General features: G+C 68.7%; 13 protein-coding genes, 1 pseudogene and 1 riboswitch. Of the genes and pseudogenes, 4 read left to right on the top strand and 10 right to left on the bottom strand.

From position 1 onward, the window contains the following. Nucleotides 1-123 precede the first annotated feature (123 nt). From RT051_RS01765 to RT051_RS01755, 3 genes are all read right to left on the bottom strand, one after another. Nucleotides 124-1,659 (bottom strand): ATP-binding cassette domain-containing protein, encoded by a 1,536-nt coding sequence (locus RT051_RS01765; protein WP_313070452.1) that lies wholly within the window; start codon nt 1,657-1,659, stop codon nt 124-126. Next, the gene (locus RT051_RS01760; RefSeq protein WP_313070447.1) at nt 1,656-3,566 is read right to left on the bottom strand and encodes an ABC transporter permease; all 1,911 of its coding nucleotides are present in this window, start codon (nt 3,564-3,566) and stop codon (nt 1,656-1,658) included. The genes RT051_RS01765 and RT051_RS01760 overlap by 4 nt, the downstream gene beginning before the upstream one ends. Nucleotides 3,567-3,738: 172 nt before the next feature. Continuing rightward, nucleotides 3,739-4,944, bottom strand: a complete 1,206-nt coding sequence (locus RT051_RS01755; protein ID WP_313070443.1) for an ABC transporter substrate-binding protein — start codon at nt 4,942-4,944, stop codon at nt 3,739-3,741. 199 nt (nt 4,945-5,143) lie between these two features. On the opposite strand from RT051_RS01755, the gene RT051_RS01750 reads away from it, so the two are divergent. Continuing rightward, nucleotides 5,144-5,917, top strand: a complete 774-nt coding sequence (locus RT051_RS01750; protein ID WP_313070439.1) for a ferredoxin--NADP reductase — start codon at nt 5,144-5,146, stop codon at nt 5,915-5,917. Nucleotides 5,918-6,385: 468 nt separating this feature from the next. Here the strand turns inward: RT051_RS01750 and RT051_RS01745 are convergent. Further along, a pseudogene (locus tag RT051_RS01745) lies at nt 6,386-7,309 on the bottom strand (YihY/virulence factor BrkB family protein); the annotation flags it as partial. A gap of 109 nt (nt 7,310-7,418) precedes the next feature. Here RT051_RS01745 and RT051_RS01740 point away from each other — a divergent pair. Further along, nucleotides 7,419-7,976 carry a shikimate kinase gene (locus RT051_RS01740; RefSeq protein WP_313070435.1) on the top strand — a complete coding sequence of 186 codons (558 nt, stop codon included), beginning with the start codon at nt 7,419-7,421 and terminating at the stop codon, nt 7,974-7,976. A 12-nt stretch (nt 7,977-7,988) separates the two neighbouring features. Here RT051_RS01740 and RT051_RS01735 read toward each other — a convergent pair whose 3' ends face one another. From RT051_RS01735 to metH, 4 genes are all read right to left on the bottom strand, one after another. Continuing rightward, on the bottom strand, nt 7,989-8,816 hold the full coding sequence (locus RT051_RS01735) for an ABC transporter permease (RefSeq protein WP_313070432.1): 828 nt from the start codon (nt 8,814-8,816) through the stop codon (nt 7,989-7,991). Between the two features lie 22 nt (nt 8,817-8,838). Further along, complete coding sequence (locus RT051_RS01730; RefSeq protein WP_313070428.1) at nt 8,839-9,651, bottom strand: ABC transporter ATP-binding protein; 813 nt, start codon at nt 9,649-9,651, stop codon at nt 8,839-8,841. Between the two features lie 7 nt (nt 9,652-9,658). Then, on the bottom strand, nt 9,659-10,684 hold the full coding sequence (locus RT051_RS01725) for an ABC transporter substrate-binding protein (protein ID WP_313070425.1): 1,026 nt from the start codon (nt 10,682-10,684) through the stop codon (nt 9,659-9,661). A 163-nt stretch (nt 10,685-10,847) separates the two neighbouring features. Continuing rightward, nucleotides 10,848-13,598 carry a methionine synthase gene (metH, locus tag RT051_RS01720; protein WP_313070422.1) on the bottom strand — a complete coding sequence of 917 codons (2,751 nt, stop codon included), beginning with the start codon at nt 13,596-13,598 and terminating at the stop codon, nt 10,848-10,850. A gap of 32 nt (nt 13,599-13,630) precedes the next feature. Then, nucleotides 13,631-13,719, bottom strand: a riboswitch (S-adenosyl-L-homocysteine riboswitch). Nucleotides 13,720-13,820: 101 nt separating this feature from the next. On the opposite strand from metH, the gene RT051_RS01715 reads away from it, so the two are divergent. Continuing rightward, the gene (locus RT051_RS01715) at nt 13,821-14,429 is read left to right on the top strand and encodes a DNA-3-methyladenine glycosylase (protein WP_313070419.1); all 609 of its coding nucleotides are present in this window, start codon (nt 13,821-13,823) and stop codon (nt 14,427-14,429) included. Nucleotides 14,430-14,435: 6 nt separating this feature from the next. Here the strand turns inward: RT051_RS01715 and RT051_RS01710 are convergent, their stop codons facing one another. Then, entirely contained in the window at nt 14,436-14,921 is a 486-nt protein-coding gene (locus RT051_RS01710; protein WP_313070416.1) for a PACE efflux transporter, read from the bottom strand. Between the two features lie 234 nt (nt 14,922-15,155). On the opposite strand from RT051_RS01710, the gene RT051_RS01705 reads away from it, so the two are divergent. Next, nucleotides 15,156-16,469, top strand: a complete 1,314-nt coding sequence (locus RT051_RS01705; RefSeq protein WP_313070413.1) for a Glu/Leu/Phe/Val dehydrogenase — start codon at nt 15,156-15,158, stop codon at nt 16,467-16,469. A gap of 97 nt (nt 16,470-16,566) precedes the next feature. On the opposite strand, the gene RT051_RS01700 is transcribed toward RT051_RS01705, so the two are convergent. Beyond that, entirely contained in the window at nt 16,567-16,761 is a 195-nt protein-coding gene (locus tag RT051_RS01700) for a hypothetical protein (protein WP_313070411.1), read from the bottom strand. Nucleotides 16,762-16,779 lie beyond the last annotated feature (18 nt).

Raw genomic sequence — 16,779 nt, 5'->3', positions numbered from 1 at the left:
GCATGGCTTGCGGAACGCAAGCAGGTTTGTGCGTGCGCAACCAGTCGCGCAGTGCGTCGTTCATGCGCGCCTGCCACCCCGGGCCGTTTCATGGGCACTCCAAATCGTTCGCCTGCCGCTCCTTCACACCCCCAGATACCGCCGCCGCGCCGCCTCGTCGGCCACCAGTTGCGCCATGGGCGCCTCGTGCACGATGCGGCCCTGCTCCAGCACGCAGGCGCGGTCGGCCACGGCGGCGGCAAAGGGCAGGTTCTGCTCGCACAGCAGGATGCCCAGGCCCTGCTGTTTGAGCTCGGCGATGGCGCGCGCCATCTGCTGGACGACGAGGGGCGCGACGCCCTCGGAGGGCTCGTCCAGCAGCACCAGCAGGGGCTGGCCCATGAGCGTGCGCGCCACGGTCAGCATCTGCTGCTCGCCCCCGCTCATGCGCCCGCCCGGGCGGTGCGGCATCTCGGCCAGGTTGGGAAACAGCGCCAGCAGCCGCTCGGGCGTCCAGGGCGCCAGTGGCCGGCCATCGGGCCGGCGGCGCGGCGGCTGGCGGCCGACGTCGAGGTTCTCCAGCACGGTGAGGTCGGTGAAGATGCGCCGCTCCTCGGGCACGTAGCCCAGGCCGGCGCGGGCGATGCGGTGCGCCGGCCAGCCCAGCAGGGACGCGCCCATGAACTCCACCCGGCCAGCGGTGCGCGCCAGCAGCCCGGCAATGCTCTTGAGCGTGGTGGACTTGCCCGCGCCGTTGCGCCCCATCAGCGCCACGACCTCGCCCGGTGCGACGGCGAGAGACACGCCCTGCAGGATGTGCGCGGCGCCGTACCAGGCGTGCAGGTCCTGGACGTTGAGCAGGGACGAGGCGGGGTGAGGGCCGGCGAGCGCCGTACTCCCCGGCGCGCCCTCCCGCCCGAGCGCCTCGCCAAAACCACCCCCCAGGTACGCCTGCTGCACCCGCGCATCGGCCTGGATCTCCCGCGGCGGCCCCTCGGCCAGCAATTGCCCGCGCACCAGCACGGCCACGCGGTCGGCCTGGCCGAACACGACGTCCATGCTGTGCTCGGTGAACAGCACGCCCATGCGCCGCGCGCGCGCGAGGTCCCGCACCAGCTGCATCAGCGCGACGCGCTCGGCCGGCGCCATGCCGGCGGTGGGCTCGTCCATGAGCAGCAGGCGCGGCTGCCCGGCCAGCGCCTGCGCCAGCTCCAGGCGCTTGACGTCGCCGTAGGCCAGTTCGCTGCACGGGCGCGCGGCCTGCTCCTGCAGGCCCACCTGCGCCAGCAGCTGCAGCGCCTCTGCAGGCTGATGGGCGTCGGCGCGCTGCCACCAGCGCGCCGTGGCGCGCGCCTGGGCCAGCAGCGCCGCCTGCACGTTCTGCAGCACGGTCAGGCTGGCGAAGGTCTCGGCGATCTGGAAGGTGCGGCCCACGCCCAGGCGCGCCAGGCGGCGTGGCGGCACGCCGGTGATGTCCTGCCCGGCCAGCAGCACGCGCCCGGCGTCGGGCACGAGCTGGCCGCCGACCATGTTGAAGGTGGTGCTTTTGCCTGCACCATTGGGGCCGATCAGCGCCAGCAGCTCGCCCTCGGCCAGCTGCAGCGAAACGTCCTGCACGGCCTGCACGCCACCAAAGGCCTTGCGCAGGCCCTGCACGCTCAGCAGCGGCGGCGCGCTCATGCCGGCCCTCCCGGAGCATCTTTTTTCATAGCTGAAAGTCCGCGCCAGTATTGGGCAAAACCCGAAATTCCCTGCGGAAACAACAGCACCAGCAGCAGGATGATGCCGCCCAGCAGGGCGCGCCAGTACTCGGTGGCGCGCGCCAGGCTGTCGTGCAGCCAGGTGAAGGCCGCCGCGCCCACCAGCGGGCCGGCCAGCTGCTGCACGCCGCCCAGCAGCACCATGGCCAGGCCATCGACCGAGCGCGCCACCGCCAGCACGTCCGGCGACACGCTGCCCTTGGAGAAGGCGAACAGCGCCCCGGCCAGCCCCGCCAGCGCCCCGGTCAGCACGAAGGCCGCCCACTGCACGCCGCGCACGTCGATGCCGAGGGCCTCGGCGCGCGGGGCCGAATCGCGCGCCGCGCGCAGCGCCAGGCCCCAGGGCGAGAGCAGCGCGCGGCGCAGCAGCGCCACGCCCGCTGCGCACAGGGCAAGCGCCAGCCAGTAAAAGCCTGCGCCCCCGCCCAGGACCTCGGGCGGCCACACGCCCGTGATGCCGTTGCTGCCGCCGGTGACGGCGTCCCACTGCCAGGCGATGGCCCAGGTGATCTGCGCGAAGGCCAGCGTCAGCATGGCCAGGTAGATGCCCGACAGGCGCACGCACAGCCCGCCATAGACCAGCGCCCCGGCGGCCGCCACCAGCGGCGCGGCGGCCAGCGCCAGGCCGAAGGGCAGCTGGCCGTGGTGCACCAGCAGCGCCGCGCCATACGCGCCCAGCCCGAAATACGCCGCGTGGCCAAAGGAATGCAGCCCGCCCGGGCCGATCAGCGCGTGCAGGCTGGCGGCGAACAGCGCGGCGATGAAGACATCGACCAGCAGCACGCTGGCGTAGCTGCCCGGCCCGGCCAGCCAGGGCACGGCGGCCAGGGCGGCGAGCAGCAGCAGCCAGCCCGCGCGCTGGCCGGGCGTGGCCGCGTGCAGCGGCGCCTCGGCGCGCGCCAGCAGCCGCACCGGTGCCTGCGCGCGCCCCAGCAGCCCCCAGGGGCGCCACAGCAGCACGGCGGCCATGACGAGAAACTCCGCCACCAGCGTGAGCTTGGGAAAGGCGATCAGGAACGGCCCCAGCTGCACCACGCCCAGCCAGATGCACAGCGCCTTGACTTCGGCGATGACCAGCGCCGCGACGAAGGCCCCGGCGAGCGAGCCCATGCCACCCACCACCACCACGACGAAGGCGCTAGTGACGACGGCCAGGTCCAGCTCCAGGCTGGCGGGCTCGCGCGGCAGCTGCAGCGCGCCGGCCAGGCCCGCCAGCAGCGCGCCCAGGGCGAAGACGCCGGTGAACAGCCAGGCCTGGTGGACGCCCAGGGCCCCGACCATCTCGCGGTCCTGCGTGGCCGCGCGCACCAGCCGGCCCCAGCGCGTGCGCTTGAGCAGCAGCGTGAGCAGCAGCAGCACCAGCGGGCCGGCGGCCATCACCAGCAGGTCATAGACCGGAAAGCGCCGCCCCAGCACGTCCACCGCGCCGGCGAGAGCACCGGGCGCGCGCGGGCCGAACAGCTCCTCCGGGCCCCACAGCCACAGCGCCGCGTCCTTGAGGACCAGCACCAGCGCGAAGGTGGCCAGCAGCTGCAGCAGCTCGGGCGCGCGGTAGATGCGGCGCAGCAGCGCCAGCTCCACCACCGCGCCGAGCGCGCCCACCACGAGCGGCGCCAGCAGCAGCGCCGGCCAGAAGCCGATGCGGCCGGCCAGGTGCTCGACGCTGGAGTACGCCACGTACAGGCCCAGCATGTAGAGCGAGCCGTGCGCAAAGTTGACGATGCGCATGACGCCGAAGATCAGCGACAGGCCGGCGGCGACCAGGAACAGCGTGGACGCGCCGGCCAGGCCGTTGAGCAGCTGCACGAGCAGGCTGGAGAGGGTCATGGGGCTTGGGTTGGAGCGGGTGTTGCGCCCATGGCGGACCTGCCCTCACCCCCACCCTCTCCCAAAGGGAAACGGGGCAAGGCCCGAGGCATAACTGCCCCCCTGCTCCTTCCCCCCCTGGGGGAAGGCCGGGATGGGGGCCAGCACCGCCGAACGACCGCCACCGCCAGCCTCACTTGCCCGCAGGGCGCAGCCTGGCCACCTCGGCGTCCGAGGGCTGGAACTTGCCGCCGTCCATGTAGGTGAAGTCCACCATCACGCCCTTGCCCTGCTGCTGGGCCGTCTTGCCGACGTAGGCGCCCATGGTGGATTGATGGTCCTGCGTGCGGTAGGTGATGGGGCCGAACGGCGTGGCCACCTCCAGCCCGCGGAAGGCGGCAATCAGTTTTTCCGTATCGGCCGAGCCGGCCTTCTTCAGGCCCGCCGCCACCGACAGCACGGCGTTGTAGCCCACCACCGAGCCGGCGCGCGGATAGTCCTTGAAGCGCTTTTGATAGGCGTCCAGAAACGCCTGGTGCTCGGGCGTCTTGATGGCATACCAGGGGTAGCCGGTGACGATCCAGCCGTTGGGCGTCTCGGTCTTCAGCGTGTCCAGGTATTCCGGCTCGCCCGACAGCAGGCTGACCACGGCGCGCTGCTCGAACAGGCCGCGCGTATTGCCCTCGCGCACGAACTTGGCCAGGTCGGCGGCGAACAGCACGTTGAAGATGGCGTCCGGCCGGGCATCCTGCAGCGCCTGCACCACGCTGCCCGCGTCCACCTTGCCCAGAGGCGTGGCCTGCTCGGCGACGAACTCTACGCCCGGCTGCGCGGCGGCCAGCAGCTGCTTGAAGGTCGCCACCGCCGACTGGCCGTATTCGTAGTTGGGATAGACGATGGCCCAGCGCTTTTTGTTCATGCGCGCCGCCTCGGGCACCAGCATGGCGACCTGCATGTAGGTGGAGGGCCGCAGGCGGAAGGTGTAGCGGTTGCCCTGTTCCCAGACGATCTTGTCGGTGAGCGGCTCGGCGGCCAGGAAGAAGCGCTTCTTCTGCTGTGCGTAGTCCGTGAGCGCCAGGCCGACGTGCGACAGGAAGCTGCCCATGAGCACGTCGATCTTCTCGCGCGCAATCAGCTCGTCGGCGGCGCGCACGGCGTCGCCCGGCGTGCCGTTGTCGTCGCGCGTGATCAGCTCCAGCTTTCTGCCACCCACGCCGCCGGCGGCGTTGACTTGCTCCACGGCCAGCTCCATGCCCTTCTTGTAGGGCTCCAGGAAGGCCGGCTGGGCCTTGTAGCTGTTGATCTCGCCGAGCTTGTAGCTGCCCTGGGCGTGCACCAGGGCAGGGGCGGCGCCCAGCAGGGAAAGGACCAGGGCGGCGGCGCGCAAACGGGACTGCATGGTGGTTTCCATCCTTTGTCGCAGGTCAGTTCAAGGGCTGGCAAATGTACCCGGCACGCGGGTTTGCTCCACAATCCCAGGGTTTGCCCGTATCGGCGCCGCGACCAAAGGGCGCCTTATGCCTGGGAGGCATAACAAAGCGGTGACACTCGCATCCCGCCGGGTTCCCCCCTTTTTTCTCCTCTGCCCTTCCCCACCCATGAGCGCATTTCTCGAAGAGCGTGTCCTGTCGGTGCACCACTGGACCGACCGCCTGTTTTCCTTCACCACCACGCGCGACACGGCGCTGCGGTTCTCCAACGGCCACTTCACCATGATTGGCCTGAAGGTGGACGGCAAGCCGCTCTTGCGCGCCTACAGCATCGTCAGCGCCAACTACGAGGAGCACCTGGAATTCCTGTCCATCAAGGTGCCCGACGGCCCCCTGACCTCGCGCCTGCAGCACATCCAGGTGGGTGACACCATCGTCGTCGGCAAGAAGCCCACGGGCACGCTCTTGATCGACTATCTGCTGCCGGCCAAGCGCCTGTACCTGATGTCCACCGGCACGGGCCTGGCGCCGTTTTTGAGCGTGATCCGCGACCCGGAGACCTACGAGAAATTCGAGGAGGTCATCCTGATTCACGGCGTGCGCGAGGTGGCCGAGCTGGCTTACCACGACTACCTGACCGAGGAGCTGCCCCAGCACGAGATCCTGGGCGAGATGGTGTCGCAGCAGCTCAAGTACTACCCCACCGTGACGCGCGAGCCGTTTCGCAACCAGGGCCGCATCAACGAGCTGATCGACAGCGGCAAGCTGTTCGAGGACCTGGGCGTGCCGCCGCTGTCGCCGCTGGAAGACCGCGTCATGCTGTGCGGCAGCCCCGAGATGCTGGCCACGCTGAAGGAGTTGCTGGAAAAGCGCGACTTCGAGGAAGGCAACACCACCCGCCCGGGCGACTTCGTCATCGAGCGGGCCTTCGTCGAGAAATAGGGGCATCCCCCTGAGCCGCTGCGCGGCCTCCCCCTTCTCTGGCGCGCGCTTCGCGCGCTGGGAAGGGGGACGACGCCACTGGACCGGCGAAGCCGGATCCACGGCGTCCGCTGGTCTTGGGGCGCGCCGGTTTTTGAGGGCGCTGCGTTTTTCGTCCGCTGGCCAGGGATAGGCAGGCCGGATGTTTGCTTCTTTTTTTGTAGCTACCTGTCCCTGCTGAATAAGGGCGTAAGCCTCTTTTCATCCAAATCCGTTTCAGGCGGTGGGGCCGGGCGGGTCGTGGCGGGCCATGCGGGCCAGCTGGGTGAAATCGGGGCGTTGCTCGAAGCGGGCTGGGGATGGCGGCACAGGCTCGTCGGGGGCGTCGGCGGCCGGGGCAGGTGCTGCAGGCCGGGAGGCTGCGGTCGCGCCACTTTTCGCACTGTTTTTCGCGTCATCGCAGGTCGGCCGGGCGGCTGCGGCTTCCTGGGGCCGGGCCTGTTCGTGCAGGGCGCGTGCGCAGCTGGCGGCGAACAGCAGCACTGCCGACGAAAAATAGATCCACATCAGCAGCACCACCAGCGAGCCGGCCGCGCCATAGGCCGAGACCACGGCGGCGGTGGACAGGTACACGGCCAGCGCCTGCTTGCCCACGGTGAACAGGACGGCGCCGACGACCGCACCGAACAGCAGGCAGGCCATGGGAGGGTGGCGCCCGCCGCTGATGCGCATCAGCCCGACGAACAGCAGCACCGTCACGACAAAGGCCACCAGCTCGTTGACCAGGCTCAGCACCAGGCCCGAGTCATCGAAAGGCAGCCAGCCCCCCGCCCAGTTGGCCAGCACCTTGATGGCGGTGGACAGCACCAGCGAGACCAGCAGTAGGAAGCCGAACGCCAGGATGTAGGCCAGCCCGCGCAGGCGCAGCGAGGCCAGCCGCCACCAGGCGGACCTGCCGCCATCGGCGTCCTTGCTGTCCGCGCCGGTGTCCCACAGCCGTGCCAGCGCCGACTGCAGCTCGACGAAGACCCCGGTGGCGCCCGAGGCCAGCAACGCCAGGGCCACCAGGGACGCCAGGCGCCCCTGCGCTGGCTCCTGGGCGCTTTGCAGCGCCCCGCGCACCACCTCGGCGCCGCGCTCGCCCACGACGCCCTGCACCTGCGCGACCAGATTGCTCTCGAGATAGGAGCGGTCGAACCACCAGCCCAGCACGCCCACCAGCAGCAGCAGCAGCGGCGCCAGGCTCAGGATGCCGTAGAACGACATGGCCGCACTCATGCGCAGGCCATCGGCGTCGGACCACAGCCCCACCGCCCGGATGAAGGGCTGCACGGGCTTGAGCACTGGCTGCAGGCGCGCCTTGAGGGTGTCGAGCGTGGAGGAAAGAGCCATGGCGGCGATTGTGTGCGGCATTTGCAACCAGCCGTGTCGGCGCACGCCGCATGGCGCGCCCGTACACTCGTCAGCCCGCCCGGCGCACGTTCGCCTCTTTTCTCTCACTCCGGTTTTTCGGCTTTCCACCATGCAAGCACGCTGCGCCCTCGTCGGCCTGCCCGGCTCGGGCAAAACCACCGTCGGCCGCCAGCTGGCACGCCGCCTGAAGCTGCCGTTCATCGACATGGACCAGCTGCTGGAGGAGCGCCTGGGCACGAGCATCCGCATCTATTTCGAGCAGTGCGGCGAGGAGAGCTTTCGCAACCACGAGGAGCAGCTGCTGGCCGAGCTGGCCGCCCAGGGCGGGCCCATGGTGCTGTCCACCGGTGGCGGCGCGGTGCTGCGCCCGGCCAACCGCGCTGCGCTGCGCTCAGGCTTTGACCAGGTGCTCTACCTGCGTGCCGCGCCGGACGACATCCTGCGCCGTCTGAGCCACGACCAGAGCCGCCCGCTTCTGCAGGTGGCTGATCCGCTGGCGCGCCTGCGCGAGCTGTGCCGTGTGCGTGATCCGCTGTATCGCGAGACGGCGCACCACGTCATCGAGACAGGACGGCCGACGATCCAGGCCCTGGTGCGCATGGCTGCCATGCAGCTGGAGATGGCGCAGGCGGCGGGCACGCCTCCTCCGCCTGCCACCCCGGCCTGAGACGCTTGCGCCCTACAGCTTGCCGCCGTCCCCCGCCTGCGGCTGCCAGCGCATCAGGCGCCGTTCGATGCGTCCGACCACGGCGTCCAGCGCCAGGGCAAACGCCGTGAGCACCAGGATGCCGGCCATCACCGTGTTGATGTCGAAGCTGCCCTCGGCCTGCAGGATCAGGTAGCCCACGCCCTGGCTGGAGCCCAGGTACTCGCCCACCACCGCGCCGACGAAGGCCAGCCCCACGCTGGTGTGCAGCGAGCTGAAGACCCAGCTCGTGGCGCTGGGCAGGTAGACGTGGCGCAGCAGCTGGCGCTGGCTGGCACCCAGCATGCGCGCGTTGGCCAGGATGACCGGGCTGACCTCGCGCACGCCCTGGTAGACGTTGAAGAACACGATGAAGAACACCAGCGTCACGCCTAAAGCGACCTTGGAGCCGATACCCAGGCCGAACCACACGGCAAAGATGGGCGCCAGGATGATGCGCGGCATGGCGTTCATGGCCTTGATGTAGGGCTCCAGGATGGCCGAGGCCATGGGCGACAGCGCCAGCCACAGGCCGCCCGCGAGGCCGCCTGCGGCGCCGATGGCGAAGGCCAGCACGGTCTCGGCCAGGGTGACCCCCAGGTGCTGGTAGATGTCGGCATCCACCACGAACCAGTCCCAGATGCGGCCAAAGATCTTCAAAGGCTCGCCGAAGAAGAACGCCGCCTGCTGGTCGTTGTCAAACATGAAGGGCGGAATGACGCCCGGCTTGGTCATGACGTGCCAGAACACGAACAGCAGCACCAGCAGCGCCAGCTGCCACAGCCGCAGCGTGGCCGGGCGCGGTTTGATCAGATTCCACATAGTCGAGAAGGGGCGCCCGGGTTCAGGCGCGCTGCAGTTGTTGCTGGTAGCCCTTGAGCACCTCGCCGCGCAGTTCGTCCCAGATGGCGGCGTGCAGCTCCAGGAAGCGCGGCGTCATCTTGACCTCGGCCACGTCGCGCGGGCGCTCGATGTCGATGACGAACTCACCCATGGGGTGCGAGGCCGGCCCGGCGCTCAGCACCACCACCCGGTCGCTCATGGCAATCGCCTCGTCCAGGTCGTGGGTGATGAACAGCACGGCCTTCTTCTTGCGCTGCCACAGGTCGAGCACCTCGTTTTCCATGAGCTGGCGCGTCTGGATGTCCAGGGCCGAGAACGGCTCGTCCATCAGGATGATGTCCGGGTCCATGACCAGGGTCTGCGCCAGGCTGGCGCGCTTTCGCATGCCGCCGCTCATCTGGTGCGGGTAGCGGTCGCCAAAGCCTGCCAAACCCACGCGGCGCAGCCAGTCCTGCCCCTGGGCGCGGGCGTCCGCATCGAGCATGCCGCGAAACTGCAGCCCCGCCATGACGTTGTCCAGCGCCGTGCGCCAGGGCATCAGGCTCTCGGCCTGGAACATGTAGCCGGCGCGCGTGTTGATGCCCGACAGGGGCTCGCCAAAGATGCGCACGCTGCCCTCGGACGGCGGGAGCAGCCCGGCCGCCATATTCAGCAGCGTGCTCTTGCCGCAGCCCGTGGGCCCGACGACGCTGACGAACTCGCCGGCGCCCACCGTGAGATTCACGTCGCTGACCGCCGTGTAGCGCTGCGCCGGGTTGTCCTTGGACGTGAAGGTGCAGGCCACCGCCTGCAGCTCGATCGCGGGAGCACTCATCGCCACGTCAGCCCTTGGGATATTTGGCGTTGGCCCGCTTGACGAAGTCGTTGGTGTAGATGGCGTTCAGATCAACCTTCTTCACATCCAGCTTGGGATCGATGCTGGCCAGCGCGCGCAGGGCCGTCTCGGCCCCCTTGGCCGGAAAGCTGCCATCGGGCGACAGGGCCTGCTTGGACGCCAGAAAGCCGTCGATATAGACGGCTCGGTCACCCAGCAGATAGCTCTCGGGCACGACCTTGATGACGTCGCCACCACCCGCCTGCTGGATCCACTTGTCGGCGCGCACCATGGCGTTCACCAGGGCCTGTGCGGTGTTCGGGTTCTTGTCCAGAAAGCCCTGCGGCGCGTACAGGCAGCCCGCCGGCATGGGGCCGCCGAAGACCTGCTCGGCCTCGTCCATCTTGCGCGTGTCCGAGACGATCTTCAGGTCGCCCGAGCGCGCGAGCAGCGTGATGACCGGATCGAGGTTGGAGATGGCGTCTATCTGCCCGGCGCGCATGGCCGCCACGGCGCCATTGCCCGCGCCCACGCCGACGAAGCTCACATCGCTGGGTTTGAGGCCCGCCTTGGCCAGCACGTAGTTGGCAACGATGTTGGTCGAACTGCCCGGCGCGGTGACGCCGATCTTCTTGCCCTTGAGATCGGCCACGGACTTGAAGTTGGGCATGGTCTTGGGGTTGACGCCCAGCACCACCTGGGGCGCCGCGCCCTGCAGCACGAAGGCGCGCATGGGCTGGCCCTTGAGCTGCATGTTGATGGTGTGCTCGAACGCGCCAGAGACCACGTCGGCACTGCCGCCCACCGCCGCCTGCAGCGCGCGCGAGCCACCGGCAAAATCCACGATCGTGACGTCCAGCCCCTCATCCTTGAAGTAGCCCTGCTGCTCGGCAATGGTCAGCGGCAGGTAATAAAACAGGTTCTTGCCGCCGACGGCGATGGTCAGCTTGGGCTTTTCCAGCGCCTGGGCGAAGCTGAATCCGGGCAGCGCAGCCGCGGCCAGGCCGCCGGCAATGAGGTGGCGTCGTTGCATGGTGGGTGTCTCCTGTTGTCAGAAAAAAGCACCTTCGACGGCTGACCGGGGCCAGCGGCGGGGCGCTGCGGGCCATGATAGCCGTGCCTCACCGATGGCTGACACGTAGAAACCGCAACCCCCACCAGCCCCCGGGGGGGCACGCTGCAGGACATCGGCTGATTTATCCCAGATTTGGCGCCAGCCTCCGGCGCAGTTCGTCGAGATCCATGCCCCGGCGCGTGGCCATGTCCTGCACCTGGTCGTCGCCGATCTGCCCGACGCTGAAATATGTCGCCTCGGGGTGGGCGATGTAAAAGCCGCTGACACTGGACGCCGGGTACATGGCGAAGCTATCGGTCAGCTCCATGCCAATCTCGGGTGCATCGAGCACCTTGAACAGATCGACCTTGGCCGTGTGATCCGGGCAGGCCGGGTAGCCGGGCGCGGGGCGGATGCCCTGGTATTTTTCCTTGATGAGCTCCTCGTTGCTCAGGGTTTCATCCGCCGCATAGCCCCACAGATCGCGGCGCACGCGCTCGTGCAGGCACTCGGCAAAAGCCTCGGCCAGACGGTCGGCAATCGCCTTGAACAGGATGTTGGAATAGTCGTCCAGCGCGTCCAGGAATTCCTTTTCCTTCTTCTCCGCGCCTATGCCCGCCGTGACGGCGAACAGGCCGGCGTAGTCGGCAATGCCCGACTCCCTGGTCGCCACGAAGTCCGCCAGGCAGCGGCTGGGGCGCAGTTTGCCTTCCGCGTCCACCTGTTTTTCCGTCTGTTGGCGCATGCCGTACCAGGTCATCAGCACTTCGCTGCGCGTCTCGTCGGTATAGAACTCGATGTCGTCGCCCACGCGGTTGGCCGGGTACAGGCCCAGCACGCCGTTGGCCGTCAGCCAGCGGCCTTCGATGAGTTTTTTCAGCATGGCCTGGCCATCGGCATGGACCTGCCGCGCCTGCTCGCCGACGACCTCGTCATCGAGGATGGCGGGATAAGACCCGGCCAGGTCCCAGGTCTGGAAAAAGGGCCCCCAGTCCAGGTAGCGCACCAGCTCGGCGAGATCGAAGTTGCGCAGCACGCGCCGTCCCAGCGCACGCGGAACGGTGGGCCGGAACTGCGTGAAATCCACCTGCGTGGCGTTGGCGCGTGCCTTGTCGATCGGCCACAGCGGCACCTTTTTCTTCCTGGCGTGCAGCTCGCGCACGTGGTCGTAGTCGGCCTGGACTTCGGCCAGGTACTGATCCTTGCCCTCGCCCAGCAGGCTCTGCGCCACGCTCACGCTGCGCGACGCATCAGGCACATAGACCACCGGCCCGTCGTACTGCGGCGCGATCTTGACGGCGGTGTGCACGCGCGAGCAGGTCGCGCCGCCGATCAGGAGCGGAATTTTCTTGATGCGGAAATAGTCGTCCTTGTGCATCTCGCCGGCGACGTACTGCATCTCCTCCAGACTGGGTGTGATCAGGCCCGACAGGCCGACGATGTCTGCCCCTTCGGCCTTGGCGCGCGCCAATATCTCGTGGCAGGGCACCATCACGCCCATGTTGATGACCTCGAAGTTGTTGCACTGCAAGACCACGGTGACGATGTTCTTGCCGATGTCATGCACGTCGCCCTTGACAGTGGCAATGACGATCTTGCCCTTGCTGGTCACGTCCAGGCCGGCCGCCTCCTGCTGGCGCTTTTCCTCCTCGATGTAGGGAATCAGGTGGGCCACGGCCTGCTTCATCACGCGCGCGCTCTTGACCACCTGGGGCAGGAACATCTTGCCGGCGCCGAACAGGTCGCCCACGATGTTCATGCCGTCCATGAGCGGCCCTTCGATGACGTGCAGCGGCCGGCCACCGCCCTGCACCACGATGTTCTGGTAGGCCTCCTCGGTATCGTCCACGATGAAGTCGGTGATGCCATGCACCAGCGCGTGCGACAGGCGCTCGCCCACGGTCTTGGGGTTGTCCGGCGTGCCGCGCCATTCGAGCTTCTTGCTGTCGTCCTTGGCCGCGCCCTTGGTGGCCTCGGCGATCTCCAGCAATCGCTCCGCCGCATCCGGGCGGCGGTTGAGCACCACGTCCTCGACGCGCTCGCGCAGGGCCGGGTCGAGGTCGTCGTACACCCCCACCATGCCGGCGTTGACGATGCCCATGTCCATGCCGGCGGCAATCGCGTGGTACAGGAACACCGTGTGGATGGCCTCGCGCACCGGGTCGTTGCCGCGGAAGGAAAACGACACGTTGGACACGCCGCCCGAGACCTTGGCGCCGGGCAGATTGGCCTTGATCCAGCGCACCGACTCGATGAAGTCCACGGCGTAGTTGGCGTGCTCCTCGATGCCGGTGGCAATCGCAAAGATGTTGGGGTCGAAGATGATGTCCTCGGGCGGAAAACCCACCTCATCGACCAGCACGCGGTAGGCGCGCTCGCAGATCTCGATCTTGCGCTCGAAGGTATCGGCCTGGCCCTTTTCGTCAAACGCCATGACCACGGCGGCGGCGCCATAGCGGCGGATCAGCTTCGCCTGGCGCTTGAACTCCTCCAGGCCCTCTTTCATGCTGATCGAGTTCACGATGCCCTTGCCCTGCAGGCAGCGCAGTCCGGCCTCGATGACCTCCCACTTGGAGCTGTCCACCATGACCGGCACGCGGGCGATGTCCGGCTCACTCGCGATCAGGTTCAGAAAGCGCACCATGGCCGCCTTGCTGTCGAGCATGGCCTCGTCCATATTCACGTCGATGACCTGGGCGCCGTTTTCCACCTGCTGGCGCGCCACGGACAGGGCTTTTTCGTATTCCTCGTTCAGGATCAGCCGCGCGAAGGCCTTGGAGCCGGTGACGTTGGTGCGCTCGCCGACGTTGACGAACAGGGTGTCCGGACCGATCAGGACGGGCTCGAGGCCCGAGAGTTTCATGGGGGGCGGAAAAACGGCGGGGGCAGTCATCTGGCTCACCTGTGCAATCGAGAGAAAACGGGGACAGGCGAGCGTCGTTGCAAGGCCGGAGGGCCGGCTGAAAGCCCCAAGCCTGACGGGCCGCATGCCCGCTGCAACGCTCCTTGGGGAAAGCCGCCGATTCTATCGCCGCCCATCTGCATGGCCGCGTCCTACGCACCGTTCGGGCGCCACGCCCCTTGCGCCGTCGCCGGGCCTGCCTAGCATGGGGCCATGCCGAACCCGCTCCACGACGCCGCCCGCCTCGCGGTGCACCCCGCCTCGCTCGACTTCACCCTGCCCGCCCACGAGCTGGCCCCTCAACTCATCGGCATCACCCTGCTGGTAAACGGCGTCGGCGGGCGCATCGTCGAGACCGAGGCCTATGACGGCGCCGACCCGGCCTCGCACAGCTTTCGCGGGCGCACGCCGCGCAACGCCGCCATGTTCGGCCCGCCGGCGCGGGCCTATGTCTATCGCTCCTATGGCGTGCACTGGTGCCTGAACCTGGTGTGCGGGCACGAGGGCGATGGCACGGCGGTGCTCATCCGTGCGCTCGAACCCACGCATGGGCTGGACGCCATGCGCGTGCGCCGGGGGGGCGTGCAGGACGAGCGGCTGCTGTGCGCCGGGCCCGGGCGGCTGGCACAGGCCCTGGCCATCGATGGCGGCTTCGACGGCCTGCCGCTCGATGCGCCACCCTTTGCCCTGCTGGGCCCCGCGCCTGACAGCAGTGCGCCGGCCGTGGTGGCGGGCCCGCGCATTGGCATCACGCGGGCGGTGGACGTGCCCTGGCGGTTTGGCGAGGCCGGCTCGCGCTTTCTGAGCCGGCCGTCTCGTTGAAGATGCTCAGGAAGAGGCCAGCGCCTGCGCCGAAGCGGGCAGCCCGAAGATGCGGTCGAAGGCCCAGTTGAAGGCGTAGGTATAGACCAGGAAGAACACCAGCAGCCCGGCCTCCATCAGCGTGGCCTGCCACAGGCCGACGCCGAACCACCAGGCCATGAGCGGGATGAGCATCAGCGCCAGCCCCCCTTCGAAGCCCAGGGCGTGCACCACGCGGCGCAGCGCCGAGCGGCCGCGCACGCGCTGGCGCGACTCCCAGCGCTCGAACAGGTGATTGAAGGCGACGTTCCACAGCACGGCCAGGGTGGAGGCGACCACCGACATGACACCCGAGGCCGCCACCTCCTGGCCGATGGCCATGAACAGCAGGGTCGAGGCGGCGATGGCGATGAGTTCGTAGAGGCTGACGAAGACCACCCGGCGCCAGGGGCCCTGAAAGCCCGCGGGCTGGCGTGCGGGGACCGGTTGCGTGGTCGGGGAAGCTGCAGACATGCGGCAGTATAGGCACCAGGGCAATCCCGGCGCATGCACAGGAAAACCGGCTGCAGCCCTTGTCCTGCCTCGACTGTTAGCTACTCTTTTTGAAATCCTTGTCTGGCGCTCGCGGCCCGGCCCGCCATGCCGGCGCTGCATGGCGCAACAACGCAGCGGCGTTGGACAAGCCCGCGGGCCCGGCCTACAGTCGCCGGCTTGCCTTGCAAAGGCCCGCTCCCGAAAGGATTCGCCATGCCAGCCACTTCCCCCACCGCCCAGTCGCCCGTCGCCGGCCACGCCCTGCCCTCCTACCTCGATGCGGGCCACCTGGGCCCCTGGGGCATCTACCTGCAACAGGTGGACCGCGTCACGCCCTACCTGGGCAGTCTGGCGCGCTGGGTGGAAACGCTCAAGCGTCCCAAGCGCGCGCTGATCGTGGACGTGCCCATCGAGATGGACGACGGCACGATTGCCCACTTCGAGGGCTACCGCGTGCAGCACAACACCAGCCGCGGCCCGGGCAAGGGCGGCGTGCGCTTCCACCAGGATGTGACGCTGTCGGAGGTGATGGCGCTGTCGGCCTGGATGAGCATCAAGAACGCGGCGGTGAACGTGCCCTACGGCGGTGCCAAGGGCGGCATTCGGGTCGATCCGAAGAAGCTCTCGCGCGGCGAGCTTGAGCGCCTGACGCGGCGCTACACCAGTGAGATCGGCATCATCATCGGCCCGACCAAGGACATCCCCGCGCCGGACGTGAACACCAACGGCCAGATCATGGCCTGGATGATGGACACCTACTCGATGAACGTCGGCGAGACCTCCACCGGCGTGGTCACCGGCAAGCCCGTCGACCTGGGCGGCTCGCTCGGCCGCATGGAGGCCACCGGGCGCGGTGTCTACACCGTGGGCGTCGAGGCGGCCCGGCACACCGGCATGCAGATCGAAGGCGCGCGCGTGGCGGTGCAAGGCTTTGGCAATGTCGGCGGCACGGCGGGGCGGCTGTTTGCCGAGGCCGGCGCGCACGTGGTGGCGGTGCAGGACCACACCGGCACGGTCTTTTGCGACCGGGGCCTGGATGTGCCGGCGCTACTGGCGCACGTAGAGCAGACCGGCGGCGTGGCCGGCTTCGCCGGCGCCGAGCGCATGGAGGACGACGAGTTCTGGGGCGTGCCGTGCGACATCCTGATCCCGGCGGCGCTGGAGAGCCAAATCACCCGGGACAACGCCGACCGCATCCGCGCGAAGATGGTCATCGAGGGCGCTAACGGCCCGACCACGCCCGAGGCCGACGACATCCTGAACGGCAAGGGCGTGCTGGTGTTGCCCGACGTGATCTCCAACGCCGGCGGCGTGACGGTGAGCTATTTCGAGTGGGTGCAGGACTTCACCAGCTTCTTCTGGTCCGAGGACGAGATCAACGACCGGCTGGTGCGCATCATGCAGAACGCCTTCGCCGGCGTCTGGCAGGTGGCGCAGGAGCACCAGGTCAGCTTGCGCACCGCCACCTTCATCGTGGCGTGCACGCGCATCCTGCACGCGCGCGAGATGCGCGGGTTGTATCCCTGAGTCCTGGCCCGCCCTGGGCCGCCCCTGGCTGGGCGGCCCCGTGGCATGACAGCTGGGCGGCCATGAGGCCGCCTTTTTCCGCGTCGACGGGCGTGCCTCAGAACTTGGCCGAGAACGTCACCACCAGGTTGCGCCCCGGGCCGGGCAGCTCGTCGACGCCGGCGCGCCAGCCCTTGTCCAGCAGGTTGTTCAGGTGCAGGGCGGCGCGGTAGCGGTCCTGCGGGCCGAAGCTGCTACCCACGGCCATGTTGAGCGTGTCGGGCTGCGCCGCCTTCCTGTCGCTGCTCACCATGGCCATGTTTTCGGCAGT

This window comes from Melaminivora sp. (genome assembly GCF_032059615.1).
Classification (GTDB): domain Bacteria; phylum Pseudomonadota; class Gammaproteobacteria; order Burkholderiales; family Burkholderiaceae_C; genus Melaminivora.
The sequence above is the reverse complement of the archived record's forward strand: the minus strand, read 5'-3'. Positions and strand labels throughout refer to the sequence as shown.

Bases quoted from the DNA above. Each gene is read 5' to 3' on its own strand.
- RT051_RS01730 (WP_313070428.1), bottom strand. From the start codon at position 9,651: ATGAGTGCTCCCGCGATCGAGCTGCAGGCGGTGGCCTGCACCTTCACG.
- RT051_RS01760 (WP_313070447.1), bottom strand. From the start codon at position 3,566: ATGACCCTCTCCAGCCTGCTCGTGCAGCTGCTCAACGGCCTGGCCGGC.
- RT051_RS01765 (WP_313070452.1), bottom strand. From the start codon at position 1,659: ATGAGCGCGCCGCCGCTGCTGAGCGTGCAGGGCCTGCGCAAGGCCTTT.
- RT051_RS01755 (WP_313070443.1), bottom strand. From the start codon at position 4,944: ATGCAGTCCCGTTTGCGCGCCGCCGCCCTGGTCCTTTCCCTGCTGGGC.
- RT051_RS01735 (WP_313070432.1), bottom strand. From the start codon at position 8,816: ATGTGGAATCTGATCAAACCGCGCCCGGCCACGCTGCGGCTGTGGCAG.
- RT051_RS01750 (WP_313070439.1), top strand. From the start codon at position 5,144: ATGAGCGCATTTCTCGAAGAGCGTGTCCTGTCGGTGCACCACTGGACC.
- RT051_RS01740 (WP_313070435.1), top strand. From the start codon at position 7,419: ATGCAAGCACGCTGCGCCCTCGTCGGCCTGCCCGGCTCGGGCAAAACC.
- RT051_RS01700 (WP_313070411.1), bottom strand. From the start codon at position 16,761: ATGGTGAGCAGCGACAGGAAGGCGGCGCAGCCCGACACGCTCAACATG.
- RT051_RS01715 (WP_313070419.1), top strand. From the start codon at position 13,821: ATGCCGAACCCGCTCCACGACGCCGCCCGCCTCGCGGTGCACCCCGCC.
- RT051_RS01725 (WP_313070425.1), bottom strand. From the start codon at position 10,684: ATGCAACGACGCCACCTCATTGCCGGCGGCCTGGCCGCGGCTGCGCTG.
- RT051_RS01710 (WP_313070416.1), bottom strand. From the start codon at position 14,921: ATGTCTGCAGCTTCCCCGACCACGCAACCGGTCCCCGCACGCCAGCCC.
- RT051_RS01705 (WP_313070413.1), top strand. From the start codon at position 15,156: ATGCCAGCCACTTCCCCCACCGCCCAGTCGCCCGTCGCCGGCCACGCC.
- metH (WP_313070422.1), bottom strand. From the start codon at position 13,598: ATGACTGCCCCCGCCGTTTTTCCGCCCCCCATGAAACTCTCGGGCCTC.